General features: G+C 63.2%; 26 protein-coding genes. 14 read left to right on the top strand and 12 right to left on the bottom strand.

Features of this window, described 5'->3' with window-relative positions; translation table 11 throughout:
* The first annotated feature begins 80 nt into the window (after positions 1-80).
* A complete protein-coding gene (locus tag ACVWVY_RS11600; RefSeq protein ID WP_456632175.1) occupies positions 81-2,006 on the top strand; it encodes an AsmA family protein in 1,926 nt (641 codons plus the stop codon).
* A 562-nt stretch (positions 2,007-2,568) separates the two neighbouring features.
* Here the strand turns inward: ACVWVY_RS11600 and ACVWVY_RS11595 are convergent.
* Complete coding sequence (locus ACVWVY_RS11595; RefSeq protein WP_456626495.1) at positions 2,569-2,979, bottom strand: hypothetical protein; 411 nt, start codon at positions 2,977-2,979, stop codon at positions 2,569-2,571.
* A 97-nt stretch (positions 2,980-3,076) separates the two neighbouring features.
* On the opposite strand from ACVWVY_RS11595, the gene ACVWVY_RS11590 reads away from it, so the two are divergent.
* Positions 3,077-3,256 (top strand): DUF3072 domain-containing protein, encoded by a 180-nt coding sequence (locus tag ACVWVY_RS11590; protein ID WP_456626494.1) that lies wholly within the window; start codon positions 3,077-3,079, stop codon positions 3,254-3,256.
* A gap of 206 nt (positions 3,257-3,462) precedes the next feature.
* Here ACVWVY_RS11590 and ACVWVY_RS11585 read toward each other — a convergent pair whose 3' ends face one another.
* Positions 3,463-3,858, bottom strand: coding sequence for an MAPEG family protein (locus ACVWVY_RS11585; RefSeq protein WP_456626493.1), 396 nt, complete (start codon positions 3,856-3,858; stop codon positions 3,463-3,465).
* A 279-nt stretch (positions 3,859-4,137) separates the two neighbouring features.
* Between ACVWVY_RS11585 and ACVWVY_RS11580 the strand changes: the two genes are divergently transcribed.
* Positions 4,138-4,437, top strand: a complete 300-nt coding sequence (locus tag ACVWVY_RS11580) for a hypothetical protein (protein WP_456626492.1) — start codon at positions 4,138-4,140, stop codon at positions 4,435-4,437.
* A 72-nt stretch (positions 4,438-4,509) separates the two neighbouring features.
* Here the strand turns inward: ACVWVY_RS11580 and ACVWVY_RS11575 are convergent, their stop codons facing one another.
* The gene (locus ACVWVY_RS11575) at positions 4,510-5,265 is read right to left on the bottom strand and encodes a ThuA domain-containing protein (protein WP_456626491.1); all 756 of its coding nucleotides are present in this window, start codon (positions 5,263-5,265) and stop codon (positions 4,510-4,512) included.
* Positions 5,266-5,837: 572 nt separating this feature from the next.
* Here ACVWVY_RS11575 and ACVWVY_RS11570 point away from each other — a divergent pair.
* The 3 genes from ACVWVY_RS11570 (at position 5,838) to ACVWVY_RS11560 (ending at position 9,210) form a co-directional block, all read left to right on the top strand.
* Entirely contained in the window at positions 5,838-7,223 is a 1,386-nt protein-coding gene (locus tag ACVWVY_RS11570) for an ABC transporter substrate-binding protein (RefSeq protein WP_456626490.1), read from the top strand.
* 266 nt (positions 7,224-7,489) lie between these two features.
* On the top strand, positions 7,490-8,362 hold the full coding sequence (locus ACVWVY_RS11565) for a carbohydrate ABC transporter permease (RefSeq protein WP_456626489.1): 873 nt from the start codon (positions 7,490-7,492) through the stop codon (positions 8,360-8,362).
* Positions 8,359-9,210 (top strand): carbohydrate ABC transporter permease, encoded by an 852-nt coding sequence (locus tag ACVWVY_RS11560; protein WP_456626488.1) that lies wholly within the window; start codon positions 8,359-8,361, stop codon positions 9,208-9,210. The genes ACVWVY_RS11565 and ACVWVY_RS11560 overlap by 4 nt, the downstream gene beginning before the upstream one ends.
* A gap of 5 nt (positions 9,211-9,215) precedes the next feature.
* Here ACVWVY_RS11560 and ACVWVY_RS11555 read toward each other — a convergent pair whose 3' ends face one another.
* Genes ACVWVY_RS11555 through ACVWVY_RS11545 form a run of 3 tightly spaced genes read right to left on the bottom strand, consistent with a single transcriptional unit; the run spans position 9,216 to position 12,135 of the window.
* Complete coding sequence (locus ACVWVY_RS11555; RefSeq protein ID WP_456626487.1) at positions 9,216-10,031, bottom strand: ABC transporter permease; 816 nt, start codon at positions 10,029-10,031, stop codon at positions 9,216-9,218.
* Complete coding sequence (locus tag ACVWVY_RS11550) at positions 10,031-10,945, bottom strand: ABC transporter permease (protein WP_456626486.1); 915 nt, start codon at positions 10,943-10,945, stop codon at positions 10,031-10,033. The genes ACVWVY_RS11555 and ACVWVY_RS11550 overlap by 1 nt, the downstream gene beginning before the upstream one ends.
* Entirely contained in the window at positions 10,942-12,135 is a 1,194-nt protein-coding gene (locus ACVWVY_RS11545; RefSeq protein ID WP_456626485.1) for an ABC transporter ATP-binding protein, read from the bottom strand. Before ACVWVY_RS11545 ends, ACVWVY_RS11550 begins: the two co-directional genes overlap by 4 nt.
* A gap of 172 nt (positions 12,136-12,307) precedes the next feature.
* Between ACVWVY_RS11545 and ACVWVY_RS11540 the strand changes: the two genes are divergently transcribed.
* Both ACVWVY_RS11540 and ACVWVY_RS11535 read left to right on the top strand, forming a co-directional pair.
* Entirely contained in the window at positions 12,308-12,808 is a 501-nt protein-coding gene (locus ACVWVY_RS11540) for a GlcG/HbpS family heme-binding protein (RefSeq protein ID WP_456626484.1), read from the top strand.
* A 33-nt stretch (positions 12,809-12,841) separates the two neighbouring features.
* Positions 12,842-14,152 carry a tetratricopeptide repeat protein gene (locus ACVWVY_RS11535; protein ID WP_456626483.1) on the top strand — a complete coding sequence of 437 codons (1,311 nt, stop codon included), beginning with the start codon at positions 12,842-12,844 and terminating at the stop codon, positions 14,150-14,152.
* Between the two features lie 14 nt (positions 14,153-14,166).
* On the opposite strand, the gene ACVWVY_RS11530 is transcribed toward ACVWVY_RS11535, so the two are convergent.
* The 4 genes from ACVWVY_RS11530 to ACVWVY_RS11515 form a co-directional block, all read right to left on the bottom strand.
* Positions 14,167-15,183, bottom strand: a complete 1,017-nt coding sequence (locus ACVWVY_RS11530; RefSeq protein WP_456626482.1) for an adenylate/guanylate cyclase domain-containing protein — start codon at positions 15,181-15,183, stop codon at positions 14,167-14,169.
* Between the two features lie 14 nt (positions 15,184-15,197).
* On the bottom strand, positions 15,198-16,667 hold the full coding sequence (locus ACVWVY_RS11525; protein ID WP_456632174.1) for a glycerol-3-phosphate dehydrogenase: 1,470 nt from the start codon (positions 16,665-16,667) through the stop codon (positions 15,198-15,200).
* Between the two features lie 219 nt (positions 16,668-16,886).
* On the bottom strand, positions 16,887-18,413 hold the full coding sequence (locus ACVWVY_RS11520; protein ID WP_456626481.1) for an ABC-F family ATP-binding cassette domain-containing protein: 1,527 nt from the start codon (positions 18,411-18,413) through the stop codon (positions 16,887-16,889).
* Between the two features lie 413 nt (positions 18,414-18,826).
* The gene (locus ACVWVY_RS11515) at positions 18,827-21,532 is read right to left on the bottom strand and encodes a sensor domain-containing protein (RefSeq protein WP_456626480.1); all 2,706 of its coding nucleotides are present in this window, start codon (positions 21,530-21,532) and stop codon (positions 18,827-18,829) included.
* A gap of 197 nt (positions 21,533-21,729) precedes the next feature.
* On the opposite strand from ACVWVY_RS11515, the gene ACVWVY_RS11510 reads away from it, so the two are divergent.
* Positions 21,730-22,893 (top strand): NAD(P)/FAD-dependent oxidoreductase, encoded by a 1,164-nt coding sequence (locus ACVWVY_RS11510; protein ID WP_456632173.1) that lies wholly within the window; start codon positions 21,730-21,732, stop codon positions 22,891-22,893.
* Positions 22,894-22,986: 93 nt separating this feature from the next.
* On the opposite strand, the gene ACVWVY_RS11505 is transcribed toward ACVWVY_RS11510, so the two are convergent.
* On the bottom strand, positions 22,987-23,172 hold the full coding sequence (locus tag ACVWVY_RS11505; RefSeq protein WP_456626479.1) for a YdcH family protein: 186 nt from the start codon (positions 23,170-23,172) through the stop codon (positions 22,987-22,989).
* A gap of 368 nt (positions 23,173-23,540) precedes the next feature.
* Here ACVWVY_RS11505 and ACVWVY_RS11500 point away from each other — a divergent pair, with 368 nt between their 5' ends.
* The 3 genes from ACVWVY_RS11500 (at position 23,541) to ACVWVY_RS11490 (ending at position 24,452) form a co-directional block, all read left to right on the top strand.
* Positions 23,541-23,747: a YdcH family protein gene (locus tag ACVWVY_RS11500; RefSeq protein ID WP_057851906.1), complete on the top strand. Its 207-nt coding sequence runs from the start codon at positions 23,541-23,543 to the stop codon at positions 23,745-23,747.
* A gap of 217 nt (positions 23,748-23,964) precedes the next feature.
* The gene (locus ACVWVY_RS11495) at positions 23,965-24,177 is read left to right on the top strand and encodes a hypothetical protein (RefSeq protein ID WP_214490630.1); all 213 of its coding nucleotides are present in this window, start codon (positions 23,965-23,967) and stop codon (positions 24,175-24,177) included.
* 23 nt (positions 24,178-24,200) lie between these two features.
* Positions 24,201-24,452 (top strand): hypothetical protein, encoded by a 252-nt coding sequence (locus tag ACVWVY_RS11490; protein ID WP_212419232.1) that lies wholly within the window; start codon positions 24,201-24,203, stop codon positions 24,450-24,452.
* Between the two features lie 108 nt (positions 24,453-24,560).
* On the opposite strand, the gene ACVWVY_RS11485 is transcribed toward ACVWVY_RS11490, so the two are convergent.
* Complete coding sequence (locus tag ACVWVY_RS11485) at positions 24,561-25,247, bottom strand: GGDEF domain-containing protein (RefSeq protein ID WP_456626478.1); 687 nt, start codon at positions 25,245-25,247, stop codon at positions 24,561-24,563.
* Between the two features lie 152 nt (positions 25,248-25,399).
* Between ACVWVY_RS11485 and purE the strand changes: the two genes are divergently transcribed.
* Complete coding sequence (gene purE, locus ACVWVY_RS11480; protein ID WP_456626477.1) at positions 25,400-25,888, top strand: 5-(carboxyamino)imidazole ribonucleotide mutase; 489 nt, start codon at positions 25,400-25,402, stop codon at positions 25,886-25,888.
* Positions 25,885-26,988, top strand: coding sequence for a 5-(carboxyamino)imidazole ribonucleotide synthase (locus ACVWVY_RS11475; protein ID WP_456626476.1), 1,104 nt, complete (start codon positions 25,885-25,887; stop codon positions 26,986-26,988). Before purE ends, ACVWVY_RS11475 begins: the two co-directional genes overlap by 4 nt.
* Position 26,989: the final 1 nt, after the last annotated feature.

Genomic DNA, 26,989 nt, shown 5'->3' with positions numbered 1-26,989 from the left:
GCGCCGCCTGCCCTAATCAACATAGACCCTGTAAGCATCAACCGAGTTCGGTTTAGCCAGATCCGGATATGTCATTGACGATGGCCCAAGGAATGAAGCGCCTCGGGATGCCGATTGCGGCGCTGCTCGGCGTGGCCGTGCTCGCCCTGTTCGGAACCTCCTGGTTCCTCAACCGCGACGCGCTGCGGCAGGCGGTCGAGGCGCAGATCCGCGGGGTCACCGGGCTCGATCTGATCGTGTCAGGCCCGATCGACGTTTCGGTGTTTCCGGGAAGCTACGTCTCCTTTCACAATGTCGGCCTGAAGGGCGGCGGCACCACCGACCCCGCACTGCAGGTCGATGTGCTGACCGCGAACCTGCGCCTGCTGCCGCTATTGCTGCGGCGCTTTGAAATCGCCGACGTCATGATGCTGCGGCCGCATATCCGCGTCGTCAGGGACGGCAGCGGCGAGAGCAACTGGACGCCGTTCGTCGAACGGATCGCGCGCACGATGAAGCCCGGCGCCGAAAACCAGGTATCGTTTTCCGAAATCAGGATCCAGGACGGCGTGCTCAAATATGAGGACGCCGTTAACAACGTCAAAGAACAGCTCGGCGACATCGATCTTTCGCTGGCCTGGCCGTCGATCTCGCGCTCGTTCGCGGCGACCGGACAATTCGACTGGCGCGGCGAGCGCGTCGACGGCTCGATCTCGGCCGGCGACTTCGTTGCGATGCTGTCGGGCGACCGCTCGGGCCTGAAGGCGCGCATCGTCAGCGCGCCGCTGAAACTGGCCTTCGACGGCTCGGTCGCCAACCGCACCAGCCTGATGATGGAAGGCACGGTGACCGTCGACAGCCTGTCGCTGCGCAATGCGATGCGCTGGATGGGACAGCCTGTGCCCGGCAGCGGCGGGTTCGGCCGCTTCGCGCTGAAAGCCCGCGCCAATGTCGTCGGCGCCTCGGTCGCGTTGACCAATGTGAATGTCGAACTCGACGGCAACGTCGCCGAAGGCGTGATGACTTTTGCCAATAACGGCCGCCAGGCGCTGCAGGCCACGCTCGCCGCAGGCAATCTGGATTTCACGCCGTACATCTCGACCGTGCGGCTTCTTGCCAGCGGCGCGCGCGACTGGAACCGGCAATTGTTCGACCTCACCTCGCTTTCCGCCACCGATCTCGACATGCGCCTGTCGGCGGCGAGGGTGACGGTCGGCCCGACAAAACTCGGCCGCACCGCGTTTGGCGCGAACCTGCGCGGCGGCGCGCTGGCGCTCTCGATCGGCGAAGCGCAGATGTATGGCGGCATCGCCAAGGGCTCGTTCGGGATCGCGCGTTCGGACGCGATCGCCGACGTCAAGGCGCAGTTCCAGTTCACCGATGTCGACCTGCAGGCCTGCGCCGGCGAATTGTTCGGCATCACCAAACTCTCCGGCCGCGGCAATCTCGGGGTTTCGCTGACGGCCTCCGGCTCGAGCCCGTTCGGCCTCGCCTCCTCGCTCGACGGCACGGCTACCCTGATCGGCCATGAAGGCGCGATCGCGGGCTTCAATGTCGAACAACTCCTGAAGCGGCTGGAGCGCCGGCCCTTGTCCGGCGGCGGCAATCTGCGCTCAGGTTCGACGCCTTACGACAATCTCACCGTCTCGGTGCGCTTCAACGACGGCATCGCCACCGTCGAGGACGTCCGCGTCGACGGGCCGACGACGCGCCTGACCTTGACCGGCACCGCTTCCGTGCCGGCCCGCGAATACGACCTCAAGGGCGTCGCCAGCCTGACGCCTGCGGCCAACGGCGGCGACAAGGGTTTTGAACTGCCGTTCGTGGTGCAGGGCCCGTGGGACGATCCCCTGGTATTCCCCGATCCGGAAAGCCTGATCCGCCGCTCGCCGGGCGCCGCGCCGCTGCTCGATGCGGTGAAGGACCGCAAGACGCGCGATGCCGTGCGCTCGGTGATCGAGCGGTTTACCGGTGGGGGGCCGAAGCCGGCAGCGCCGGAGACGGCGGACGGCGCGAAGGCGAACTAGCTTGATCGCGTAGCCCGGATGAGCGGCTTGTCCGCCGTAGCTCGAAGAGCATAGGCGGAAGCACATCCGGGGTTCTTGTTCGCTTGGTCCTGCATATCGCTGCGCCTGTCATCGGGCGCGCGTTCGCGCGACCCGTTGGCTCATGCGGGCGACTTGCTGACGGCAAACCGTCATAGGCACCCTTTCACTATGGAACGTTTTCGTTCCGGCCACCCCCAACCCCATACGGCTTGTTGAGAAAATAACTCCGGTTACCCAGCGCTGCTTCGGCATATTGGTCGATCGCAACGATGATCGCCTGCACATGCGCGTGGCACCAGCCTTCGCGCGTCGCTCTTATGCGAACTTCCGCCAGGGCCTTTATCCACGGCGGGTTATCCGCGTTGTGGTCGTACCATCGAAGCGGTCCTGACATCGCTGGCCCCTGTTGATGAAATCTTCCAGCTCCGCCCGCTTCCGCGAGAGCAGGAGTTGGGCCCGCGCGTTGTCCAGGCCGGATTGATCGAGCTGGCGCACAAGCTGGTCCAGTTCGCCAATCCGCCGGCGCAGCGCTTGAATCGTCTCATCGCTCACGGCGGCCGCGAGCCTTTTCCGTTCCGATTGAATCGGAACGGGACTCTGGAGTTTTGATTGGACGCGTGTTCTTGACGCGAACCGGTGCCCGCCCCGGATCAGGTCCAGGGCCGGCTTTCACTGGAAAACGCGCCGGCGCCCCGTTCGCGGGTTTTCGGCTGACCGCCCGGACGTCCAGCTTCAGCCGTTCATCAACATTGAGCAGGCGTTCCTCGCCGCCGAGCCGGTTCCGCTCGCTGATGAGCCCGAGCATGACGACCCGCATGGACATCAGGTGAACAGCGGCCTCCGAGCAGTCCTCATCTCGATTGACCCGTTTGCGGATGTTATCCTCCGCGCCCAACATCTCCGCCCGCAAGAACCTGATTTTTCTACGAATTTCGTTCAATTTGTTGTCCATGGGCCACCTCGTCAGGGTTGAACCCCATAAGAACAAATAAAGAACAAATTTCAAGTTAAGAGTCGGCTCCCAAGCAAAGATTCTTTGGAGTTCCAGGATGACCCGCCTCCCCGACCAGGTCGACGCCCCGATGACGCCCCGCCAACTGGCGACGCTCCGCACCCTCAGCTCCGAGGCCTATCAGCCGAAGTTGTTCGAGAAGAACCTGACCGCGAGGGAAGCCGAGCGGCGCATTACGGTGCTGAAGGCGGAGATCGAGCTGGCGAATTCGTTTTGAAGCCGCAGTAGCCCGGATGACCAACGGGTCGCCCGAATGCGCGCCTGCGACGAGCGCAATTGCGCTCGCGCAGTGATGACAGGCTGCGCGACATACGGATCTTATTGTGATCCCCGCATACGGCTGCGCTCATGCGGCTATTTGCTTTTCTGCGGCAGCTTGTCGGCAGCCGCGCCGCAGCCGCGCGCATCCCTGCGACCGAAGAACTACCTGACGATTTCCCAGAAGATGCCCGCCTCGGCGACAAATGCCAAAGTGAACAGCACGGTGCGAAGGTAGGGAAAGCCGACCCAATAGACGACGGCGTGAGCCAGCCGCAGCCAAAAGAAGCTCGCCGACCAGAACGCGGTCATCGCGTCCGCCTTCCCGGTCAGGTGCGCGGCGACGACCAGTGCGGCGAACGGGGCAAATACCTCGATTGCGTTCAGATATGCCCGGTGTGCGCGCTGCCCCCAGGGCGGGACCGGGCGCGGCAGGCCGGGGTCGGCATAGTTCTTTGGCTGGAGCGGTCCGTTGGTCCTGACCTGGCAAACGATATACGGAATCCAGAGAGCGGCGGTCAGCATGGCGGTATAGACGAGGTATCTGAGGTCGGTGGTCACCTTGGCCTCCTTCGTTCGGCGCCAATTCTAAAGGAGCGCGCGCGAAGGCTCGCGGGGCGCGTCCTGATTGGCCGGTACAGTCGTTCGGGCCGCGACCCAAACGACAGGGCCGCGCGAATTTATTTTAAGACCCGGGGAGCAAGCGTAGGCCCGGATGAGCGACTTGCCCGCCGCAGCTCAAGGAGCGCAGGCGGAAGCAGGATATTCGAAGCCAGGGTTCAGTCCCGGAACGCCGCGTCATAAAGATCGATTATCTCACCCAACCGAAGGGAGAACGCCATGAAGGCCATCGCACTGGGCGCATTCGGTGCCGCGCTGCTCGCGTCCGCCGCTTCCGCCGCGCCCCTCAACGCGACGACGATTGGCTCCGCCGAAGTCTCCAGCGTCGGCCAGGTCGGTCTGCTCTGCAACGAGTATGATGGACGCTGCTGGCGGATCCGAGGACCGCGCTATGTCCAGCGCTATTTCTATGACCCCAGCTACTTCCCCGGCCGGAGCTACAACTATTACGCTGGCCCCGGCTACTACGATCGCGGCTACGGCGGCTACGGACCAAGGTTCGTCATTCGCGGCTGGTAGGCAGGAAGCAAAAGGGCCGCCCTCCGGTGGGCCGCTTCTTACGGACAGCAAGCGTAGCCCGGATGCTGCCTGCTAGGGCGACCTTCGAATAGACCAGAGGATAGCGTTCGCGAGCATTCGCTGGTAGCGGGCGTCCTGCCAAACTGACGGCTCGTGGCCTAGCGCCGTATAGAATACGCGTCCCTCGCCGTAGAACCGGGTCCACGCGAGAGGCCAACCATAGAATCGTCGATGCACGCCGGTCTTGCCAAGATCCACCGAACCTGGGTCGAGGCGCAAGAGCACGCGTGATCCACGATAGTCGAAGTCGCTGACTTGGTAGATCTCGTCCTCGACTTGCAACGAATTCCCAAGAAAGGCCACCAGGGGATCGCGGGGATCAGCCACCTGAATTGTCACGGCCTGATGCCAGGGATGACCATTAAAGTAGCCGCCGACCAGATCGAGATAGTCCGGCCAGGTGTAGAACGTGTCCGTCGCCGAATGAACGCCGAGAAACCCGCGGCCCGAACGCACGAAGTTGAGAAGAGCGGTCTTTTGCGCGTCGCGCATCGGAAGCTCTCCCGACGTGTAGAACATCACCGCGGCGTAGCGCTCGAGGTTCTCGGCGGAAAATTCAGACATGTCTTCCGTAGCAGTGACTTCAAAGACACCCGAATTGCTTCCAAGCTGGGCCAGGATTGCCTTGGAAAGCGGTATGACATCATGCCGGTAGCCGGCCGAATATGTGAAATAGAGGATGCGCGCTGGCGGGCGCTCGGCATGCGCGCCGAGTGGTCGGATTGCCGCCGCGCTGCCGAGGAGCGCGATGAACTCACGTCGCCTCACAATCCTCTCCGCGCAACCCGACCAACCATGTGTTGAAAAAAGCCTAGCACAGATCAGTCCAGCGCTGGCCCTGCAGCATCGCCCTCTGCAGTCCGATGCAACGCCCACGTTCAATTCCTGGCCTTGGCCTGGCCAGGCACTCAGCCCACAAGTGGATCCCGCATATCGCTCCGCTCATGCGGCTACTCGCTACCGTGTGCGAACGCACATTCAGTTGTCATCGCCCGGCTTGACCGGGCGACCCAGTATTCCAGAGACGGCAGTGATTGAATCGATAGGCCGCGGCGTACTGGATGCCCCGCCGGAGCCTGTCATCGGGCTCGCCAAAGGCGAGACCCGGTGGCGTGGCATGACGGTTTTGGGTGCCGCGACAATCCGGATAGCTTCCGGTATCCGAGGGCGCAAATGATTGAACCAAATGATTGAACCAAATGCCGGGCGGAGCCCCTGCCGCATTTGCGCCCGGAATGTCCCCCTACAGAAGTCTGCCTCGTCCCATCTGGCTAACGCCGAATGGTTGCGCTATCTTTTATCTAACCGGTTAACAAGCCGGCGTTTTCAGGGAGAACAACGTGATATCCAAAAAATTAGGTGGGCTTTCACTCGCGGTCGCTGCGGTCGGGCTGTTTTACGCCACCGCACCCGCGCTTGCCCAGCAAAAGACCATCACCGTCTGGTTCGGCAAGGGCTTTTACAAATCCGAGGACGACGCGCTGCTGGAGGCGATCAAGAAATTCGAGGCCAAGACCGGCATCAAGGTCGAACTCTCGCAATACGCCATTCAGGACATGATCCCGAAGACGGTGGCGGCGCTGGATTCCGGCACCGTGCCCGACGTCGCCTATTCCGACAGCTATGACGTGCAGGCGCAGGGTAAATGGGCGTTCGAAGGCAAGCTCGAGGACCTCGGCGACATCCTGACGCCGATGAAGTCGGCGTTCGCGCCGAACACGCTGGAAACCGCGCTGCTCTACAACGACGTCGCCAAGAAGAAGGCCTATTATGGCTTCCCGCTGAAGCAGCAGAGCATGCACGTCCAGATCTGGCAGGACATGCTGGAGCAGGCCGGCTTCAAACAGAGCGACATCCCGACCAAGTGGGAAGACTACTGGTCGTTCTGGTGCGACAAGGTGCAGTCCGCCAGCCGCAAGGGCACCGGTCAGCGCGTCTACGCCGTCGGTCAGCCGATGGGTGTGGAATCCACCGATAGCTTCCAGTCGTTCTACACCTTCATGGACGCCTACAACGTCAAGCTGGTCGATGACGACGGCAAGCTGACGGTCGACGATCCCAAGGTGCGGGAAAACCTGATCAAGGCGATGAAGGACTACACCGATACCTACGTCAAGGGCTGCACGCCGCCCTCTTCCACCACCTGGAAGGATCCCGACAACAACGTCGCCTTCCACAACAAGACGATCGTGATGACGCACAATTTCACGATCTCGATCGCGGCGAAATGGCTCGACGACTCCAACAACGCAGCACTGACGCCGGAACAGCGGGCGCTGGGCAAGAAGAACTACGACGAGACCATCATCACCGCCTCCTTCCCGAACAAGCCGGATGGTACCCCGATCAAGTACCGCTCCGACGTCAAGACCGGCCTGATGTTCACGGTCGCCAAGAACAAGGGCGAGGGCAAGGAATTCATCAAGTTCCTGCTGCAGGAGGAAAATCTTCGGCCCTACATCGAAGGCGCGCTCGGTCGCTGGTTCCCGGTGACGACGGCCAGCCAGCAGAGCCCGTTCTGGCAGGCTGACCGCCATCGCAAGGCGGTGTACAATCAGTTCACCGGCGGCACCACGCCGTTCGACTTCACCAAGAACTGGAAGTTCACGATCCTGAACAACGAGAACGTCTGGGCCAAGGCGATGAACCGGGTGGTGAGCGAGAAGATCCCGGTCGACAAGGCCGTCGACGAACTGATCGCCCGCATCAAGCAGGTCGCGGGTTAGGAGTAAGCGATACCGGCCGCCGCGAAGTCGTCCCTGCCGCGTGCGCATTGCGCACGGAGCAGGGACCCAAACTCCGCGGCGGTCGTTTCGGAAGATGCTGGTCGACGGCTTTTGCTCAATAACAAGGGCCTGTGGGTAGGGGTCCCTGCGCCCGTGCGCAATTGCGCACTAGGCAGGGACGACGATGTAGCAGCGGCCGGCCTCTTTCCCTCTTTCCCCGTACGCGGGGCGAGGTAAAAGAAAGTCGCAGAAATAGAGTTTAGAATATGGCGATCACGCTTTCGGGCGACCACGCACTACCCGGCCCGCCACTGTCAGCCCGGCTGACCACACCGCAGGTCTGGGGCATCGTGCTGCTGGCGCCCTATATCCTCGTGTTCCTGGCCTTCGTGGTCTACCCGGTCGGCTACGGGCTGTGGCTGGCGCGGCATCCGGCGAGCTACGTCGCGCTCTGGCACGACCCGATCTTCGCGCGCGCCGCCGTCAACACGCTGATCTTCCTCTTGATCGGCATCAACGTCAAAATGGCGATCGCGCTGTTTTTGTCCGGCTTCTTCGCGCAGCAGCGCACCTGGATCAAATGGCTGTCGGTGCTGTTCATTCTGCCCTGGGCGGTGCCGTCGATCCCGACCATCCTCTCCGTGCGCTTCATGTTCAATCCGGAATGGGGCGTGGTCAACCAACTGATCTTCAAATTCACCGGCGAGGACGGGCCGAACTGGCTCAACGACCCTGCGGTGGCGCTCACCATGGCGATCGGCGTGCACATCTGGAAATCGCTGCCGTTCTGGACGCTGATCCTGCTGACCGGGCGCCTTGCGATCTCGCACGACCTCTATGAGGCGGCCGAGGTCGACGGCGCGAGCTGGTCGCAGAAATTCCGCTTTATCACCTGGCCGTCGATGCAGACGCTCTACGTCACCTGCACGCTGCTCTCGATGATCTGGACGCTCGGCGACTTCAACAGCGTCTACCTGCTCACCGGCGGCGGCCCCGCCGACCTCACCCACGTGCTCGCTACATTGGGCATCCGCTATCTCCGGCTCGATCAGCTCTCACTCGCGATGGCGTCGATCGTCTGTGCGATGCCCTTCGTGCTGCCGCTGATCTATTTCATGATGAAACGGTTGTCGCGATGAAGCTGCCAACACTCCGCGAGATCGGCACTGAGACAAAACTGCTCCTGATCGGCATTCCTCTGTTCATCTGGACCATGGTGCCGATCTACCACATGTTCCTGTTCGCGATCTCGCCGAAGGAGGACGCGTTCTCGGGCAAGCTGTGGCCGGCGCATCCGACGCTGAACAATTTTTACATCGTGTTTCACCAGCAGCACTACTTCCTGCGCGATTTCTGGATCCAGTTCCTGAATTCGGTGGTCATCGCGCTGTCGGCGGGCGCGCTGACGCTGATGATCGCGACCGCGGCCGCGTTCTCGATCTCGCGGCTGCGCGTGCCCGGCGGACGCTGGGTGATGAATCTGGCGCTGCTCACCTATTTCATCCCGGCAGCGTTCCTCGCCGTGCCGATGTACCGCACCATGGGCACTTACGGCCTCCTCAACAATCACTGGTCATTGATCCTCGCGATGGTGACGATCGCCTCGCCTTACGCGATCTGGGTGCTGAAGCAGGCCTCCGACAAGCTGCCGGTCGAACTCGACGAAGCCGCCACCATGGACGGCGCCACCACGCTGCAATTGTTCCGCCTGGTCTACGTGCCCTTGATGATGCCCTCACTGGTGGCGATCGGCACCTACGCGATCCTGCTCGCCTGGAACGAATATCTCTACGCCTTCCTGCTGCTCTCCAAGGACACCGAGATCACGCTCCCTGTGGCGCTCGGCAACTTCCTGGCCGCGGACGACTCGCCGTGGGAATTGCTGATGACCACCGGCTTCATCTACGCGCTGCCGCCGGCCGCGATCTATTACGCGTTCAAGCGCTATATGGTGGGAGGACTGACCGCGGGCGCCGTGAAGTCGTGATGCGGCTATAGGGGCGCTGCGCTCTTGCCTTGCGAACTCGACAGTTTCGAGGCGAGCGAAGCGAGCACGATCGTCACCGCGATCAGCGCGATCACCATGGTGCAGATCGCGTTGATCTCGGGCTTCACCCCGAGCCGCACCTCGGAATAGATCCGGATCGGCAGGGTCGCGGAGCCCGGCCCGGTGGTGAAACTTGCGATCACGACATCGTCGAGCGAGAGCGTGAAGGCCAGCATCCAGCCCGCGGCAATCGCCGGAATGATCAGCGGCAAGGTCACCGAGAGAAAGGCCTGCACCGGATCGCAGCCGAGATCCATCGCCGCCTCTTCCAGGCTGCGGTCGAGCGAGGCGAGGCGTGACTGCACCACCACGGTAACGAAGCACATGGTCAGCGTGGTGTGGGCGATCGTCACCGTCCAGAAGCCGCGCTCGGCGTTCAGCGCCACGAACAGCAACAATAGAGAAAGCCCCGAGATCACCTCCGGCATCACCAGCGGCGCATAGAGCATGCCGGACAACAGCGAACGCCCCCTGAAGCGCTCGCCGCGGACCAGCCCCACCGCCGCCAACGTGCCGAGCAGCGTTGCGATCGTGGCTGAAACCGCGGCGACACGCAGGCTCATCCATGCCGCATCCAGCATCGCGCGATCGTTGAAGAATTCATGGTACCAGCGCAGCGACCAGCCGCCCCACACCGTGACGAGCCGCGAGGCGTTGAACGAATAGATGACGAGGATCACGATCGGCAGGTAGAGAAACGCCATCCCGAGCGCGAGCGCGGTGATGTTGAACGGCGAGATCTTGCCGACCTTGCGCGCCATCAATTCGTCCCTCCGAGCTGACGGCGTTGCAGCCGGTCGTAGAGCAATAACGGCGGCACCAGCAGCACCAGCAACGCGACTGCAGCCGCGGCGGCGACCGGCCAGTCCTTGTTGGTGAAGAATTCCAGCCACAACGTCTGGCCGATCATCATCGAACCGGAGCCGGCGAGCAGATCGGGGATCACGAACTCGCCGACGATCGGGATGAAGCAGAGCAGCGCACCGGCACCGACGCCCGGTAAGGACAGCGGAAACGTCACCAGCCAGAATGCCCTAAGTGGCGACGCGCCGAGGTCGCTTGCGGCTTCCAGCAGCGAGGGATCCATCCTGGCGAGCGTCGCATAGAGCGGCAGGATCATGAACGGCAGATAGGAATAGACGATGCCGATATACATCGCGGTGTCGGTCGAGAGCCACACCACCGGCGTCGAGACCAGATGCAGCGTGAGCAGAATCTTGTTCAGCAACCCGTCATGCTGCAGAATATTGATCCAGGCATAGATGCGGATCAGGAACGAGGTCCAGAACGGAATGATCACTAGCATCATGGCAATCGCCTGCCGGCGTTCCGGCAGCCGCGCCATGCCATAGGCGATGGGATAGCCGATCAACAGCAGGATCAATGTCGAGGTCACCGCGACGACGAGGCTGCGAAGATAGGAGCTGATGTAGAGATTGTCCGAGATCAGCAGCCTGAAATTGTCCGGCGAGAGCTGCGCGAAGGCCGCCTTGATCGCCGCCCACCCTTCGGTGAAATCGAACAAGGGCAGATAGGGCGGCTGCGCGATCGCGGTCTGCGACAGGCTGATCTTCAGCACGAAGCCGAACGGCACCAGGAAGAAAAGCACCATCCAAACATAGGGCGCGATCGCGGCATAGCGCGCCGGCTGTGCGAAAATGCGGCGCGCGCTCATTGCTCCAGCACCACGCAGTCGTCGGGTGTGAACCACACCACCACGCGCTGGCCCGCGCCATAGATGTCCCGGTCCATCCGCGCAGTATTGGCCATCGACGAGCGAACCACCGCGCCGGAATCGAGCTTGATCTTGTAGACGGTCGAGCCGCCGAGATAGCCGACATCGGTGACGACGCCTTCGAGCCGGTTGATCGCCTGCGAATTGGCCGCATCCGATGCCGGGCCACGGCGCGACAGTTTTACCTTCTCGGGACGGATCGCGACCGTGACGACAGTCTTGCTGACGGCCTGGCGCGGCTCCGCGACCACCATCGCGCCGCCATCCCCGGTCGCAACCGTCAGGCGATGATGTTCGTGCGAAGTGACCTCGCCGTCGAACAGGTTGACGTCGCCGACGAACGCGGCGACCCAGCGCGTGGCGGGCGCCTCGTAAAGGTCGCGCGGGGTCGCGACCTGTTCGAGCCGGCCGGCATCCATCACGCCGATTCTGTTGGCCATCGTCATCGCCTCTTCCTGGTCGTGGGTGACGACGATGAAGGTCATGCCGAGCCGGCGCTGCAACTCCATCAATTCCAGTTGCGTGCTCTCGCGCAGCTTCTTGTCGAGCGCGGCCAGCGGCTCGTCGAGTAACAGAACCTTGGGCCGCCGCGCCAGCGAGCGCGCCAGTGCCACGCGCTGCCGCTGGCCGCCGGAAAGCTGGTCAGGCTTGCGCTTCTCCATGCCATCAAGCTTGACCAGCGCGACCATCTCGGCGACGCGGGTGTCGATGGCGGCGCGCGGCATGCCGGCGCGCTTCAGCCCGAACGCGATATTGTCCCGAACGTTGAGATGCGGAAACAGCGCGTAGTTCTGAAACATCATGTTGACCGGCCGCTCGTGCGGCAGCACCGGCGCGATGTCGCGGCCACCGAGCAGGATGCGGCCCTCGTCGGGCGTCTCGAAGCCGGCAAGCATGCGCAGCAACGTGGTCTTGCCGCAGCCGCTCGGGCCCAACAGCGCAAAGAACTCACCCGCCCCGATGTCGAGCGAGAGCCGGTCCACCGCGCGGAAATTGCCGAATGTCTTGGAGACCCCCTCGATCCGGAGCAACGGCATGTCCGCCGCCGTGTCGACAGGCGAAACTGGCCTCGCCGGCGCTGCCGCCGCATCGATCTTCGGCGTTTCGATATCAGGCGATTCCCCGGTCATGCCACCTGCCAGCCCCGTCGTAGGCCGCACGCTAGCGGCGGATCGGCATCCACTCAACCGGCCCGGAACCAGCAGCCACAATATTCTGGATGCGGGTCACCGCTCTGGTAAGGTTCGGAGCTCGCAGAAAGCCGGCCGCCGCGCGGCGATACGAAGGATCGGGAGGGATTTGATGACCGTTCGGAATCTGCTGGCCGCAACGGCGATTTCTTCCCTGCTCGCCAGTTCGGCCGCCGCACAGGAAGCCCTCGTGAGCTACAAATCGTTGAGCCCCGAACTGGCGCTGGATCTCGCGCGCGCGACGCTGGCGGATTGCCAAAAGCGCGGCTTTCAGGTGACGGTCGCCGTCGTCGACCGCTTTGGCGTCACGCAAGTCTTGCTGCGCGACCGCTTTGCGGGCCCTCACACGGTGTCGACCGCTTCAGGCAAGGCCTGGACCGCGGCCAGCTTTCGCACCAGCACAACCGAACTCAACGCCATCAGCCAGCCCGGGATGATGCAGGCCGGAATCCGCAACCTGCCCGGCGCCGTCATCGTCGGCGGCGGGTTGACGGTTGAAGCGGCAGGTTCGCTGCTGGGCGCCATCGGCGTCTCCGGAGCCCCCGGCGGCGACGCGGACGAAGCCTGCGCCAAGGCGGGCATCGACGCCGTACGCGACAGGCTCGATTTCTAGACGTGACGATGCCATCGCCCCAAGGACCCAACGATGAACCGCGACAGATACGATCTTCCGCTGACCACCGCCTCCGATCGCGCCGCGGCGTATTACCGCGACGGCGTCGACTGCATGTTGTCGGCCTGGCACGGCGCCGAGGACGCCTTCGACAAGGCGATCGCGGAAGATCCGGCTTTTGCGCTGGCGCATATCGGGCGCGCCCGGCTGCACCAACTCAACATGGAGGGCGGCAAGGCGCGCGCCATGGCGGCGCAGGCCCGTGAACTGGCCGCGGGCGCAACGTCGCGCGAAAAAAACCATGTCGAGATCATGGCCGCCGTGATCGAGAGCAAGCCGAAAGTCGCCGTGGCCGGCGCCGAGGCGCATCTCGAGGAATATCCGCGCGACGCGCAGGTGCTGTCGATCCTGCTCGGCGCGTTCGGCCTCTACGCGTTCTCGGGCCGTCCCGACCACGATGCCGCCAAGCTCGCGATCTGCGAACGCCACGCGCGGCATTATGGCGAGGACTGGTGGTTCGTCAGTTACCTCGGCTGGTCGCACACAGAGGCGGGAAATCTCTCCACCGGGCGGACACTGTCCGAGCGCGCCATGGCGCTGCGTTCCGAAAACGCCAACGCCGCCCATGGCCTCTCCCACGCGATGTTCGAGCAAGGCGACATGGCGGCGGGCCGCCAATTTCTCGCGCAATGGATGCCTTCGCATGATCGCAAGAGTTTTCTGCACGGGCATCTTGCCTGGCACGTCGCGCTGACCAATCTCGACGAAGGCGATCTCGATGGTGCGCTTGATATCTACGAACAGCATATCAAGCCTGCAGGCCGGCCCTATCCGCCGCTGAATATCTTCACCGACGGCGCCTCGCTGTTGTGGCGGTTGTCGCTGGCCGGCAAGGCCGGGCTGGAGCCGCATTGGCGGGATGTTGCGGCCTATGGCGAGAAATATTTTCCGCAAGCCGGGGCGCACTTTGCCGACGTGCATTTTGCACTGGCCGGGTCAATGACAGACGGCGATGCCCTGGACACGCGACTGGCCCAACTGGAAGCGCGCGCCGCCGACGGCAAGCTGGCGCCGGGCGGCTGCGCGATCGAGCTCTGTCGCGGCGTCCGGGCGTTTGCCGCAGGCGACAATGACGGTGCGGTCCGCCTGCTCGAACCTGCTATTTCCGAACTGACGCGGATCGGCGGCAGCCACGCCCAGCGCCAGCTATGGGAAGATACACTGATCGTCGCCTATATGCGCGCCGGTCACGGCGACAAAGCCGCCCGGCGCATCTCGGCGCGGCTCGACTGCAGGCCTTCGGCGCGCGACGAGGCGTGGTCGCGGCAGGCGCAGCGAAATTAAAGTCGTCCGTGAAATCAGCTACGACGCTCGACGGCAAACACCTCGATAGCGGCCGCACGGCCGCGCAAGCGCGCCTCCCCGAGCGGTTCAACCGCGAAAGCCGGCTTCAGCTTCATGTGGCCCAGCAGCTCGGCAGACACCAGCAAGTTCCGGCCGACCTCCTTGCAATATTCCTGCAGCCGCGCCGTCACGTTCACGGTGTCGCCGAAATAGGCAAGCTGGCGGCGTGAGCTGCCGCACTCGCTGATGACCACGTGACCGGCATGCAGGCCGGCCCGGAAGCCCGGCACCATCCCGAACTCCTGCCGGTAGCTATCGGCCTTGCCCGCAATCGTGTCGGCAATCGCGAAGAAGCAGTCCACGCAGCGCCCGCCCAACATCTTGTCATCGAGCGGCCACGTCACGATGACCTCATCGCCGACATAGGCATGAACCTCGCCACCATGCGCGACGATCGCGGCATCGATGTCGAAAAAGAAGCGGGTGAGCAGGTTTTGCACGCGCAGCTCTCCCATCGCCTCGGCGAGCGAGGTCGAATTTGCGAGATCGAGGAACATCAACACGCGCGCTTCCCGCACTGGGCTTCGGTAGCGTCCGAGCGCCACATTGAACAGCACCCGGCTGCCGATCAGCCGTGTCAGCTCAAAGGCTGACAAGACGAGCAGGGATGCAAAGAAGCTGATCGCAACGATGCCGGGAAACTGTTCGATCAACCACTTCGTCTCGATCCATTGCCAGTACAACGTCATCTGCAAGACCAGCGCCGCACTCGCGACGACGATAGCCATCGTCACTGAGCGCACCGCCAGATCCATCAACAGCGGCCATTTGCTAACCCACGCACTTCGTCGCGACGTGAAGTAGAGATGACCCCCCCAGGCGGCCAGCGTTATGCCCATCCCGTGCAGGCTGCTCCTGAGATAGTACGGCAGCGTCGCTTCGATCGGATCATCAATGAAATAGCGATAGACTATTCCCCCGAGCAGGCCGAGAATCGCCATGAAAACAGTTGGCCTGATCGCGCGTCGCATGTCCGATCCATTCCTCACACCGGCGACGCCATGAACGCCGCCAGCGCGTCGCGATCCGAAGGCGGCATGGTAAGGCCAAGCTTGGAGCGCCGCCACAGGATGTCATCAGGAAATCGCGCCCACTCCTTTTGCATGAGATAGCGTACTTCGGCGCCCGTCAATTCCGGCCCGAAGGCAAGGCCGAGGTCACTGCGCTCCCTGGCGTCGCCGAGGATCTCCTTGGCGTTCGACCCATAGGCGGCGACCAGACGCCGCGCCTGGTCCTCGCCGAGAAACCGCCAGCGGTCACGCACCTCGTCGACCTCGTTGTCGAAGCGCTCCCACGCAAAATCGCCGCCGGGCAGCGGCGCCTTCGCGGTCCAGCGCGCCGACATCGGATAGAACGGCGTCAGCTTCGATACCGCCCGCTCCGCGCGCAGCCGCGAGGTCGTGACGTCGCCGCCGACAACCGTGATCAGCGGCGCCTTGCCGCGTCCATAGTCGAGCGTCATCGCCCCGTCACGCGGCGAAAGCCTGCTTGCGGGCTTCATCACCATGTTGGCGCCGGAAAGCGTCCGCACCACGTCGACCGTCTCGATCCGCTCGCGAAAATAGCGGTTCGCCGCATCGCAGAGATAGGCGACGTCGTTCGCCGCCGCCGCAACGATGGCGGGATCGCCCTTGAAGGCATGGCTGGCGGTGCCGATCAGGGTAAAATCCCGTTCATAGGGACTTGCGAAAATCAGCCGTCCGTCGCTGTTCTGGAACACATAGACGTTGTCGCTGTCGAACAGGCGGCGGACGACGATCTGGTCCATCTGTACGGCGGCCACCTTCGGTGGCTGCACACGCAGCACCGTCTCGGCGACGGACGGCGTCCAGGCGCCGGTGGCGTTGGCGACCGCCCGGGCCGTGACGATCTGGCGAAAGCCGCGATCCTTCGTCACCAGCCGCCACTCCTTGCCGCGTTCGGCCCGGGTGCAGCGTGCGCCGGTGCGAATCGCCGCGCCGCGCGCCGCGGCATCGACGGCGGTGAGAACCACCAGCCGGGAATCGTCCACGACGCAGTCGGAATACTCAAAGGCGGTGCCGAACGGCCGCTTCAGCGCGTTGCCGACGGGATGATGGGTGACGTCGACGGTCGCCGAGGCCGGCAGACCGTTGCGCGAGGCCAGCCGGTCGTAGAGCAAGAGCCATGAGCGCAACTGCCAGGCCGGGCGTTCGTCGGAATGGGCAGGGATAGCAAAGCGCATCGGGCGCACCAGATGCGGCGCGATCCGGAGCCAGACGTCGCGCTCGGCAAGCGCCGAACGGACGCGAAGAAAATGCCGGCGCTCAAGCCCCGCCAGATCGCCATGGATCAGCCGCGGCGAGGCCGAGGATGCGCCCGCGCCAAGATCGCCCTGCTCCAGCAGGATGACGCGCAAGCCGCGGCCAGCGGCGTCGCGCGCGATGCTGACGCCGTTCAATCCGCCGCCAATGATCGCGAGATCGTAGTCCGCCATACGCAAGGGTGACTTGTAGAGAACGTGCGTTCACTACACTAGGCCATGATGGCCAAAAGAGGATGTCACTCCCGGAAATGAATCAAGCCCGGCAAGAACCGGGCAGCCGCCGCTCTAGAACCTTTCCGCTCCGATGGAATCGGAACGGAAAAGGCTCCAGGGTTTTATTTTGACGCGTTTTCTTGACGCGAACCGGTCTCCACCTCGCTGGAAAACGCTCTAACCGGTTGCGCCGATCGATGCGAAAAAGCTTTCCGGTCCTTCCAGTTCCACCAGTTTCTTTTTTTCGATCACCCAGAACCGGCTCCCCACCGTTCGTACGAAGTTGCGGTCGTGTGAAACCAGCAGGCAGCTTGCCTGATGCTCCAGCAATTCGTCCTCAAGCGCTTCCTGTCCCTCGATATCCAGATGGTTGGTAGGCTCATCGAGCAGATAGAAGTTCGGTTGGGCAAGCCGCAGCAGAAGCATGCCAAGACGCGCCTTCTGTCCGCCGGAAAGCCTACCGATCGGACGGCTTTGCATCGCAACCGACAGGCCGGAGCTGGCGAGCAATGCCCGCGCGCGCTGATCGCCGACCTCGAATCGGTTGACGATCGTGTGCATCGGTGTGTCGGCATCGGCAAGATCCGCAAGGTCCTGCCCGCAATAGCCGAGTGCAAGCGACTGCGTGACCTTGATACCGGCCTGCATGGCCGCCGGATTTTCGATCGCCTGACGCAGCATCGCCACGAGCCGGGTCTTGCCGGCTCCGTTTGGCCCCAACAGCACGATCCGGTCTGACTTGCAGATGAACTGCTTGCCGGTCTTGAACAGCAACCTGCCGTCGGGGGTAGTGACGGCGGCATCGTCCAGTGCAATCAGAACCTTGGCATGCGTTCCGCGATTGGCCAGCTTGATCGTCCCTGCGGATCGTTCCAGATGCGCGGGTTTTGCTGCATCTTCCAGCTTCTCGGCCCGCTGCTTCAGTTGCTTCGTCTTCTGCAACAGAAGGTCGCTGCCGGAATTGACGCCGATATTGTTGAGCTTTGCAGCGTGCTGACGAAGCTGCTCGGCAGCCTTCAGGTCCCGTCGATAGCGCCGTTCATCCGAAGCATCCACCTCGCTGAGCGCGGCGCGAGCCTGGGTATAGGGCAGCGAAAATATCTGCGACCGCTCGGGCCGCAAAAATATCGTGCGGTTCGTGGTTGCGTCGAGAAAGGCGCGGTCATGGCTCGATATCACGACCGGCATATCCCGTGGCAGCGCGTTCAGCCAGGCTTCAAGCTGGCACATCCTGGCGAGGTCCAGATGGTTGGTCGGCTCGTCGAGCAACAGCACATCGGCCTCGGCCACCACGACGCGGGCGAGCATGGCAAACCGCTGCCAGCCGCCGCTCAGTTGCTTCAGCGGCTTCTGCCGCAGCGCCTCGGGCACCTCAAGCGATTCCAGGGCAACGTCTACCCTCCAGCCTTCACTTGCCCGTCGTTCGAGGGGAAGCATGTCGAGCACCGCCGCATAGAACGGCGTTTCCGCGAGCGCGGACGGTACATCCTGCTCGACATAGCCGATGGTCAGCCCTCGCGATCTGGCGATATCGCCGTCGCTTGGCTCCGCCACGCCGGCAATGCAGCGCAGTAACGTGGACTTGCCGCGCCCGTTGGCGGCGACGAGCCCGATGCGGTCACCGGCATTGACGGAAAGGTTCAGTCGGGAAAACAGCGGAGCGCTCAGCGTCACGCCAAGATTGCGAATATTGATAAGGGTCATGATCGTTCCCTGGTCTTGCCGGCCAACACGACGTCCGGGGCATGCAGCCATCATCGGATGTTCGTGCTGGAGCGCGGCGAGCTACACAAATGCGGGCGCGAACGATCAGACGTTCGACGCCGTATTGCCACGGGGGCAGACCAGGAAGAGATTTGCGAAAAAGTCTCTGGTCAGCCCTGCAAACGCATTTGCAGGGCGTTGACGGGGCCACGCTGGCGATAATGCCGGAAAAATATCGTCACTGCGCAGCCCTCCTTTCTCGACAAGGTATCTGCGCCAAAAATAACCGGGCCCTCAGCGGAAGGCAAGCCGGGGTCTCATCGAAATCAAATCGCGAAAGGCCCGAGAGGTCACGCATGCAACCGCATCTCCGGGCATGCCGCCCGATGCACCGCGGTTGCGATTTCGCGAAATCAGGCGCTGGCGAGCTTGCGCGCGGTTTCGACGTCGTTTGCGGCGCTGCGGCCGACCAGCGCGTGGTAGTGCCCGATCGGCTGGGGCCTGCCGAGGAAATAGCCCTGCACCGCATCGCAGCCCTCGTCCGACAGGAAGCTGAGTTGCTCCTGGGTCTCGACGCCCTCGGCAACGATCGACATCTCGAGGCCGTGGCCGAGGTCGATGACGGCGCGCACGATCGCCGCCGATTGCGGGTTGCGCCCGAGATTCATGACAAAGGCGCGGTCGATCTTGATCTTGTCGAACGGGAACGCCTGCAGATAGCTCAGCGAGGAATAGCCGGAACCGAAATCGTCCATCGAGATCCGCACGCCGAGCGCCTTCAGCCGCCTCAATAGCGCGAGACCGCGATCGAAATCCTCGATCAGCACGCCTTCGGTGATTTCGAGTTCGAGCCGGTCGGGAGCCAGGCCGGTTTCGAGCAGGATCGAATGCACCAGGCTGACCACGTCGCCGTGCATGAACTGCGCCGGCGACAGGTTGACGGCGATCTGCAGCGGTTCCGGCCAGGAGGCAGCCTCGCGGCAGGCTTCGCGCAGGATCCAGACGCCCATCTCGACGATCAGGCCGCTCTCTTCCGCCAGCGGGATGAACTCGCCCGGCGACACGAAGCCGCGCACCGGATGCATCCAGCGCGCCAGCGCCTCGAAGCCGATGATCTTGCTGGCGGCGACCGTTGCGCCCGACGCGGCCTGCGGCTGATAGTGCAACGACAATTCGCCGTTCCTGATCGCCATCGAGAGGTCCTGGTGCAGCACGCGGCGGTCGCGAATCTGCTGGTCCATCTCGGGCGCGAAAATGCTGATCGAGCCGCGCGACTTCTGCTTGGCGCGGAACAGCGCCGCGCCGGCATTGGCGAGCAGCGAAGCCGCGTCCGAGCCGTGATGCGGAAATACCGAGATGCCGGTGGTGACGCCGGTGCGCACCGACTTGCCGTCGATCACGAATTCGTCCGACAGCGTTTGCGCGAGTTTTTCGGCGAGCGCCTTGCCGGCCTCCGGCTGCTTGCCGTCGATGATCAGGCCGAATTCGTCGCCGGACAGCCGGGCCACCACGCCGCCACGGGCGGAGGACTGGATGCGGCCCGCGACCTCGATCAGGAGCTTGTCGCCCATCGCATGGCCGAACACGTCGTTGATTTCCTTCAGGCCGTCGAGGTCGACGCACAGCACCGCAAATTCCTCGTCGGTGCCGGCGCAGGCCTCGATCATCTGCGCCAGCGCCTGCAGGAAGGCGGCGCGGTTCGGCAGATCGGTCAGGCCGTCATGATAGGCCATGTGCGCCATCCGGGATTCGGTCTGGCGGCGGTCGGTCACGTCCTCGTGGGTCTTGATCAGATATTGCGGCTCGCCGGCCTCGTCGAGCACCGTCATGCGGCGGGTCAGGAACAGCCGCAGTCCATCCTTGGTGGAGATCGGGTGCTCTTCGGTGAGCAGGCCGCGCTTCTTGATCGCAGCCTCGTCGCGCGCGATGATCAGCTTGGCTTCGCGCGGATTGAAGATGTCGGCGGCGGTCAGGCCGGTGGCATCCTCGCGGCGGCGATTGAGAATGGTTTCGGCGCTGCGGTTGGCGAGCAGATACCGTCCGTCGCTGATGCGTTCCACGATCAGCGACACCGGGATGTTGTCCACCACCAGTTCGAGGAACTTCTTGGTGTTTTCGAGCTCGCGCGACAGCGACTTCCGGTCGGTGACGTCGTCGAACAGCGTGATCAGGAATTCCGGCGCACCGTTCTCGTTGCGGGCGATCACGCGGTTGGCGGACAGAACGCGCCGGTCATCGCCCCGTTCGACGGTGTATTCGCTGCGATGATAGCCTTCGGGCGCCGTCAGCGCCGCCTGATCCGCGACTTCGATGCTTGCTGCGGTTTCGGATCGGAACATCTCGTCGGCGCGCTTGCCGACGATGTGATCGCGGGAGAAGCGCGAGAAGCGCTCGAACGCGCGGTTGACGAAGATATAGCGGCCGTCCTCGATGTTCTTGGCGGCGACGCAGACCGGAACGTTGTCGAGCACCGATTCCAGAAATTTGGTGGTCGATGCCAGTTTGCGCGACAGCTGGCGCTGCTCCGTGCAATCCTCATGCGTGCCGATCGTCCCGCCATTGGGCAGGCGGAAAATCTTCGAAAGCACCAATCGCCCATCCGGCAATTCGGTGACGAGGCCTTCGGGGCGGCGGGCAAGCTTGCCGAACTCGTCGACGGTAAGGTTGAGCAGGCCCCGTGCGCGGCGCAGTTCGGCCAGTTCACGGCCCGTCATGGTGCTCGAAATCTCGGCGCGGTCGAGCCCGTACATTTCGAGAAAGCGGTCGTTGCAGAAAACCACGCGGTTTTGCGCGTTGGTTATCATCACGCCCTGGTTGAGCGTGTTGAGCGCCGAGCTGATGAATGCGCTGCGCCGCAATTGCGCGCTCTTGGCCCCGCGCAACGCCGCCAGTATCCAGATCCCGATCGCTACCAGGAAGGAAACGGCGGCGATCGCCCCGAGCAGAAGCTCCCACACGAGATTGGGATCAAGCTCGCCGATGTAGCTCGCCGGGGCAAAGCCCGCGGAAGGCACTGCAGCCCACGCAAATCCGCACGGCGCAGCAATGGCGAGCAGACAGACGAGGGCCTGCGCCGGAATCGAATTCTTCCGTCCTGCCTGCCGGTTCTTGTCAGCCATTACCCACCCAAGTTTGCGGGCGGAGTGTCTGGCTTGACGGGTTTGGATCGGGTAAATGACTACCCCCGCAATTCTAAAATGTGACCCAAATTACGGCAATTGGCCTGACATGATTAATGCTTCACTAACGGGACTGCGTTCGCGGCGTATTTCGAGGCAAAGCAACGGGTTGTTTGACTGCTCCGGCGGTCGAGGCGATGATTGCCGAGCGTGGCAAGCGCCGAATTCCACGGCAGATTCTCAGGTCCGAAGCTGACATGGACAAGGTCGATTGCGTCGTCGTCGGAGCGGGGGTGATCGGGCTCGCGATCGCACGACGGCTGGCCAAGGCGGGCCGCGAAGTGATCGTGCTCGAGGCCACCGAGGGCATCGGCACCGTCACCTCCTCCCGCAACAGCGAGGTGATCCACGCCGGCATCTATTACCGCGCCGGCAGCCTGATGGCGCAGATGTGCGTGAGCGGCAAGCGCGCGCTCTACCAGTATTGCCGCGAGCATGGCATTCCCCATCGCAATTGCGGCAAGCTGATCGTGGCGACGACAGCAAGCGAAGCCGATAAACTGCAGTCGATCCGCGCGCATGCCGAAGCCAATGGCGTCGACGATCTGCAGTTGCTGACGGGCGAGGCGGCGCGAGCGCTGGAGCCGGCGCTCAACTGCGATGCGGCCCTGCTCTCGCCGTCCACCGGCATCATCGACAGCCACGCCTACATGCTGGCGCTGCGGGGCGACGCGGAAGAAGCCGGCGCGGCTTACGCTTTCCATACGCCGCTGTTGTGCGCCAGGGTCGGCGCCAACGGAATCGAAATCGAAGCCGGCGGCGACGCGCCGATGACGCTTGCATGCAACCTGCTCGTCAACGCAGCGGGCTTAAACGCGCCCGCATTGGCGCGCAGCATCGAAGGCATGCCGATCGGGATGATCCCCTGCGCCTATCTGGCCAAGGGCAATTATTTCAGCTGCAGCGCGCGGGCCCCGTTTTCACACCTGATCTATCCCGTGCCGGAGCCCGGCGGGCTGGGCGTGCACCTGACGCTGGACATGGCGGGCCAGGCCCGTTTCGGCCCCGACGTCGAATGGGTCGAGAGCATCGACTATGCGGTGGATCCTGCCCGTGCCGAACGTTTCTATCCCGCGATCCGGCGCTACTGGCCGACGCTGCCGGACGGCGCGCTGATGCCGAGCTATTCCGGAATGCGGCCGAAGATCGTGCCGCCGGCCGTCGCTACGCAGGATTTTCTGATCCAGGGCCCTGCCGATCACGGCGTCGCCGGGCTGATCAATCTGTTCGGTATCGAATCGCCGGGACTAACGTCGTCGCTCGCAATCGCCGATCACGTCAGCGCCCTGCCAGAACTTTGACAGAGGCTCCGTGCAGGCAACCACGTGCCGGCGGATGAGCGCATCGGCGCCCATCCGGCCGTGTGGGGATTTTCGATACTCTGCTGGGACTGATTAGTGGAGAGTTTCGCTAGCGGTGTTCTTCAACCGCTCGATCTCATCCTTGACCATCAACTTGCGGCGCTTCAACTCGACAATTTGGAGGTCGTCGGTGGAAAGGTGCACGAGCGCTTCGTGCAATTCATTCTCGAGAATCTTGTGTTTACGTTCAAGTTCAACAAGATGCGCCTGTAGTGCCATACGAAATCTCCTCGGTGGTTGAACCTCAGATTCGATCCGGACGAGGTAGTGTACACCAGACGACGAATCTGTCGATGATTATCCAGAATCGCGCCTGTCATATTTTCGGATTTATCTGTAACCAATCGTGAGTATGGGAACCTGGCCAGCTTGCGAACCGGCCTCACAGGGACGATATTCACTGCCGGCCTGGAGCATGATCCGGAAAAGTGGGTACCGGTTTTCCCTCGCGACAAACGCGGATCGCGTTTGCGCGGAGAAAATGCTCAAATCAAAGAACTGGAGCGGGATGACTATTCGAAGAAAAGTCGTCACGCTTTGAGAATAATCCGTTCACAACCTCATCGCGCTTTCAGCTAACGTACACCATGACCGACGATGATGAGCGCGAGCTTGAAAACGAGCTCGCCCGGCTGCAGCAGGAACATCGTGATCTCGATGCGGCGATCGACGCGTTGCATCAGTCGCCGGCGCCGGACTTGCTGCGGCTGCAGCGGCTGAAGAAACGCAAATTGCAATTGCGCGACCGCATCGCCTTCATCGAAGATCAGATCACGCCTGACATCATCGCCTGATCGTTGCGCTTGCCGCGTTCGGCCAATTCGGTTCGCCGACACCGTCCACCTTCCGGCAGGTCCTTTTCCCCGACATCCACAGAGCCCAGACCTCGCGAAGATCTTGCCGAGCGCGCGGGCCGGAAAAAAACAGGTTTCCGGTTGGCGGGTGCGGCTTGACTCTTTGAGAACAAAAAGAGAACATAGCTTCCTGCCGCCAGCCTCGGGAGTCCCGCCCATGTCCGTCACATCGTCCCTGTCCGACAACAGCCGCTACGAGCAGGCCTGCGATCAGGCCATCGCGATGTGCGACGGCAATCTGCGCTCGACCATCAAGGCGCTGATCATGGCGAACGAGTATCTGGAAACCGAACTGGAGGAATTGCAGGCGGCAATCGCCGCCGGCTGTGTGCCGGCGCGAACCTCCCATGCGGAGAGCGACGCAGCCTGATCAATCAAACCCGGAGCGAACCAATGGCCGATGTCACTTATTACGTCGCAATGCCATTTCTGCAGGACGATAGCGGCACGCCGATGGCGGGAGCCGCGGAAGAATGCCAGAGCCCGACGACCGCGTTACGGCGCGCCGAGACGATGTCGCGAATGGCCGGCAGCATCGGCGCCGTCGCCTTCAGCCGCAGCGGCGATCCCATGATGGGTGAATTCGGCGACGCGAAACTGCTGCGCAAGTTCGGCAATGTGCCGGATGATCTCAGCGGGCTTTAAGGATCGTCGGGATTCGTAGGGTGGGCAAAGCGCAAGCGTGCCCACCATCTTCTTCCATGCTTGCCGATGGTGGGCACGGCGCAAGTGCGCCTTTGCCCACCCTACAGTCTACGAATTCGTCTCATGCCGCCGTAGCGCCTTGCGCACATACATGGCGCTGTCGGCTGCTTCCAGCGCGCGGCCGGCTTCGGAGTGGGTATCGAGGAGGCAGACGCCCGCCGAGGCGCCCGCGGTAATGGTGCGACCATCGAACACGAAGGTAAGGCGATCGATCGCTTGCTCCAGCGCCGCAGCCTTGGCGTGAGCGTCTGTCTCGCTGAGATTCCACAATAGCAACGCGAACTCATCGCCGCCGAGCCGGCCGACCACATCGGAAGCGCGCACCTGCGCGAGCAGCGTCGCGACGATGGCCTTGAGCACCTGGTCGCCTGCAGCGTGTCCGAAGGCGTCGTTGATCGGCTTTAAGCGATCGACGTCGAGCACGACCAGGGCGCCGCCGGCGCGATAGCGCTTGATGTAGGCAATCGCGCGATTGAGCTCGCGCTCGAAGCCGCGTCGGTTCGGAATGCCCAGCAGGAAGTCGGTATCGGCGGAGGCCTGAAGTTCCTCGATCTGCGCCTGCGTCCGGGCCAGTTGCGCCTTCAGCCGGCGAATCGTCGCCTTGGTGCCATTGGACATTGCCGGCGGCCGGGATCCCGGAGCGGACGACCGCCGTGGTGCGGTTTTTCGCCCGGAAGCCGCGCTTTTGGGGCGTTTTCCGGCCCTGGAGGCGGTCGTCCTGGTTTTCTTCGCCATGGCCTTCCCTGTGCAGGCTCGCTTATCAAGGCTTGCCGGGATTCACCAAGACAGGATAGTCCATTCCTAATCCCTTGCCACGCCTTGGATGAACCGCGGGCCGACCCTATAATCCGGCCTATGTTTTTGGATTCCCGAACAGAATTGACGAGATGACCGCACCGATCGCCATCATCATGGGCAGCCAGTCCGACTGGGAGACCATGCGCCACGCCGCCGCGACCTTGGCTGTGCTCGGGATCGATTGCGAAAAGCGCATCGTCTCGGCCCACCGGACCCCGGACCGGCTGTTCGCCTTCGCCAAGGGCGCCAAGGCTGCAGGCTTCAAGGTCATCATCGCCGGCGCCGGTGGCGCGGCCCATCTGCCGGGCATGGCGGCGGCGCTGACGGAACTGCCGGTGTTCGGCGTTCCCGTCGAATCCAAGGCGCTGTCGGGGGTCGATTCGCTGTACTCGATCGTGCAGATGCCTGCCGGCGTTCCCGTCGGCACACTGGCGATCGGAAAGGCCGGCGCCATCAACGCCGCGCTGCTCGCGGCCGCCGTGCTCGCGCTGAATGACGCACCGCTCGCCGTACGGCTCGCCGCCTGGCGCAAGCAGCAGACAGACGCCGTCGAGGAGCGCCCGGAGGGATCGGCGTGACGGCTTCAGACAAGGTGAAGCTGAAGCCGGGCGACACCATCGGAATTCTCGGCGGCGGACAATTGGGCCGGATGCTGGCGATGGCGGCGGCGCGCCTTGGCCTCAAATGCCAGGTGTTTTCGCCGGACCCGGATTCGCCTGCTTTCGACGTGGTGCTGAACGCGACCTGCGCCGAATATGCCGACGTCGAGGCGCTTGAATTGTTCGCCAACGATGTTGACGTCATCACCTATGAATTCGAGAACGTGCCGGCCGCCACCGCCATGGTGCTGGCGGCGCGGCGTCCCGTGTTGCCCGCGCAGAAGATCCTGGAGACCACGCAGGACCGGCTGATCGAAAAGGATTTCGTCAAGCGGCTGGGCATCGGCACCGCCGACTATGCCGACGTGTCGTCGGTAGAAACGCTGCAGGCGGCGATCGCGCGCGTCGGCCTTCCCGCCGTGATCAAGACTCGCCGCTTCGGCTATGACGGCAAGGGCCAGGCGATCATCCGCGAGGGCGACGATCCCGCTCAAGTCTGGGAAGACCTCGGCACCAAATCCGCGATCCTCGAAGCCTTCGTTCCCTTTGAGCGCGAGATATCGGTGATCGCCGCGCGCTCGGCGGACGGCGAGGTCGAATGCTACGACGTCACCGAAAACGAACACCGCGATCACATCCTGAAGATCTCGCGCGCGCCAGCCGCGATATCGGATGCGCTGGCTGCCGATGCGCGTGCCGTCGCCGAGAAGATCGCCAACGCGCTAGACTATGTCGGCGTGCTCGCGGTCGAGTTGTTCGTTGTCGCCGGAAACGGCGGACCGCATGTGCTGGTCAACGAGATTGCGCCGCGGGTGCATAATTCCGGGCATTGGACGCTGGACGGCGCCTCGATCTCGCAGTTCGAGCAGCACATAAGGGCAATCGCCGGCTGGCCGCTCGGCAAACCGGTTCGTCACGGCGAGGTCACCATGACCAACCTGATCGGCGACGATATCCTCGACTACGAGCAATGGCTGACGGTGCCCGGCGCCACCGTGCACCTTTACGGCAAGGGCGCGCCACGGCCGGGCCGCAAGATGGGCCATGTCACCGAAGTGGCCCCGGCGGCCAAGAAATAGC

The organism is Bradyrhizobium sp. URHC0002 (assembly GCF_054059515.1).
The sequence above is the reverse complement of the archived record's forward strand: the minus strand, read 5'-3'. Positions and strand labels throughout refer to the sequence as shown.

Excerpts from the sequence above, each read along its gene's own strand:
- ACVWVY_RS11490 (WP_212419232.1), top strand. The coding sequence starts at position 24,201 with ATGGCCGATGTCACTTATTACGTCGCAATGCCATTTCTGCAGGACGAT.
- ACVWVY_RS11485 (WP_456626478.1), bottom strand. The coding sequence starts at position 25,247 with ATGGCGAAGAAAACCAGGACGACCGCCTCCAGGGCCGGAAAACGCCCC.
- ACVWVY_RS11520 (WP_456626481.1), bottom strand. The coding sequence starts at position 18,413 with ATGACCCTTATCAATATTCGCAATCTTGGCGTGACGCTGAGCGCTCCG.
- ACVWVY_RS11560 (WP_456626488.1), top strand. The coding sequence starts at position 8,359 with ATGAAGCTGCCAACACTCCGCGAGATCGGCACTGAGACAAAACTGCTC.
- ACVWVY_RS11525 (WP_456632174.1), bottom strand. The coding sequence starts at position 16,667 with ATGGCGGACTACGATCTCGCGATCATTGGCGGCGGATTGAACGGCGTC.
- ACVWVY_RS11555 (WP_456626487.1), bottom strand. The coding sequence starts at position 10,031 with ATGGCGCGCAAGGTCGGCAAGATCTCGCCGTTCAACATCACCGCGCTC.
- ACVWVY_RS11580 (WP_456626492.1), top strand. The coding sequence starts at position 4,138 with ATGAAGGCCATCGCACTGGGCGCATTCGGTGCCGCGCTGCTCGCGTCC.
- purE (WP_456626477.1), top strand. The coding sequence starts at position 25,400 with ATGACCGCACCGATCGCCATCATCATGGGCAGCCAGTCCGACTGGGAG.
- ACVWVY_RS11530 (WP_456626482.1), bottom strand. The coding sequence starts at position 15,183 with ATGCGACGCGCGATCAGGCCAACTGTTTTCATGGCGATTCTCGGCCTG.
- ACVWVY_RS11535 (WP_456626483.1), top strand. The coding sequence starts at position 12,842 with ATGAACCGCGACAGATACGATCTTCCGCTGACCACCGCCTCCGATCGC.
- ACVWVY_RS11565 (WP_456626489.1), top strand. The coding sequence starts at position 7,490 with ATGGCGATCACGCTTTCGGGCGACCACGCACTACCCGGCCCGCCACTG.
- ACVWVY_RS11595 (WP_456626495.1), bottom strand. The coding sequence starts at position 2,979 with ATGGACAACAAATTGAACGAAATTCGTAGAAAAATCAGGTTCTTGCGG.
- ACVWVY_RS11505 (WP_456626479.1), bottom strand. The coding sequence starts at position 23,172 with ATGGCACTACAGGCGCATCTTGTTGAACTTGAACGTAAACACAAGATT.
- ACVWVY_RS11515 (WP_456626480.1), bottom strand. The coding sequence starts at position 21,532 with ATGGCTGACAAGAACCGGCAGGCAGGACGGAAGAATTCGATTCCGGCG.
- ACVWVY_RS11540 (WP_456626484.1), top strand. The coding sequence starts at position 12,308 with ATGACCGTTCGGAATCTGCTGGCCGCAACGGCGATTTCTTCCCTGCTC.
- ACVWVY_RS11500 (WP_057851906.1), top strand. The coding sequence starts at position 23,541 with ATGACCGACGATGATGAGCGCGAGCTTGAAAACGAGCTCGCCCGGCTG.
- ACVWVY_RS11545 (WP_456626485.1), bottom strand. The coding sequence starts at position 12,135 with ATGACCGGGGAATCGCCTGATATCGAAACGCCGAAGATCGATGCGGCG.
- ACVWVY_RS11590 (WP_456626494.1), top strand. The coding sequence starts at position 3,077 with ATGACCCGCCTCCCCGACCAGGTCGACGCCCCGATGACGCCCCGCCAA.
- ACVWVY_RS11600 (WP_456632175.1), top strand. The coding sequence starts at position 81 with ATGGCCCAAGGAATGAAGCGCCTCGGGATGCCGATTGCGGCGCTGCTC.
- ACVWVY_RS11550 (WP_456626486.1), bottom strand. The coding sequence starts at position 10,945 with ATGAGCGCGCGCCGCATTTTCGCACAGCCGGCGCGCTATGCCGCGATC.
- ACVWVY_RS11495 (WP_214490630.1), top strand. The coding sequence starts at position 23,965 with ATGTCCGTCACATCGTCCCTGTCCGACAACAGCCGCTACGAGCAGGCC.
- ACVWVY_RS11510 (WP_456632173.1), top strand. The coding sequence starts at position 21,730 with ATGATTGCCGAGCGTGGCAAGCGCCGAATTCCACGGCAGATTCTCAGG.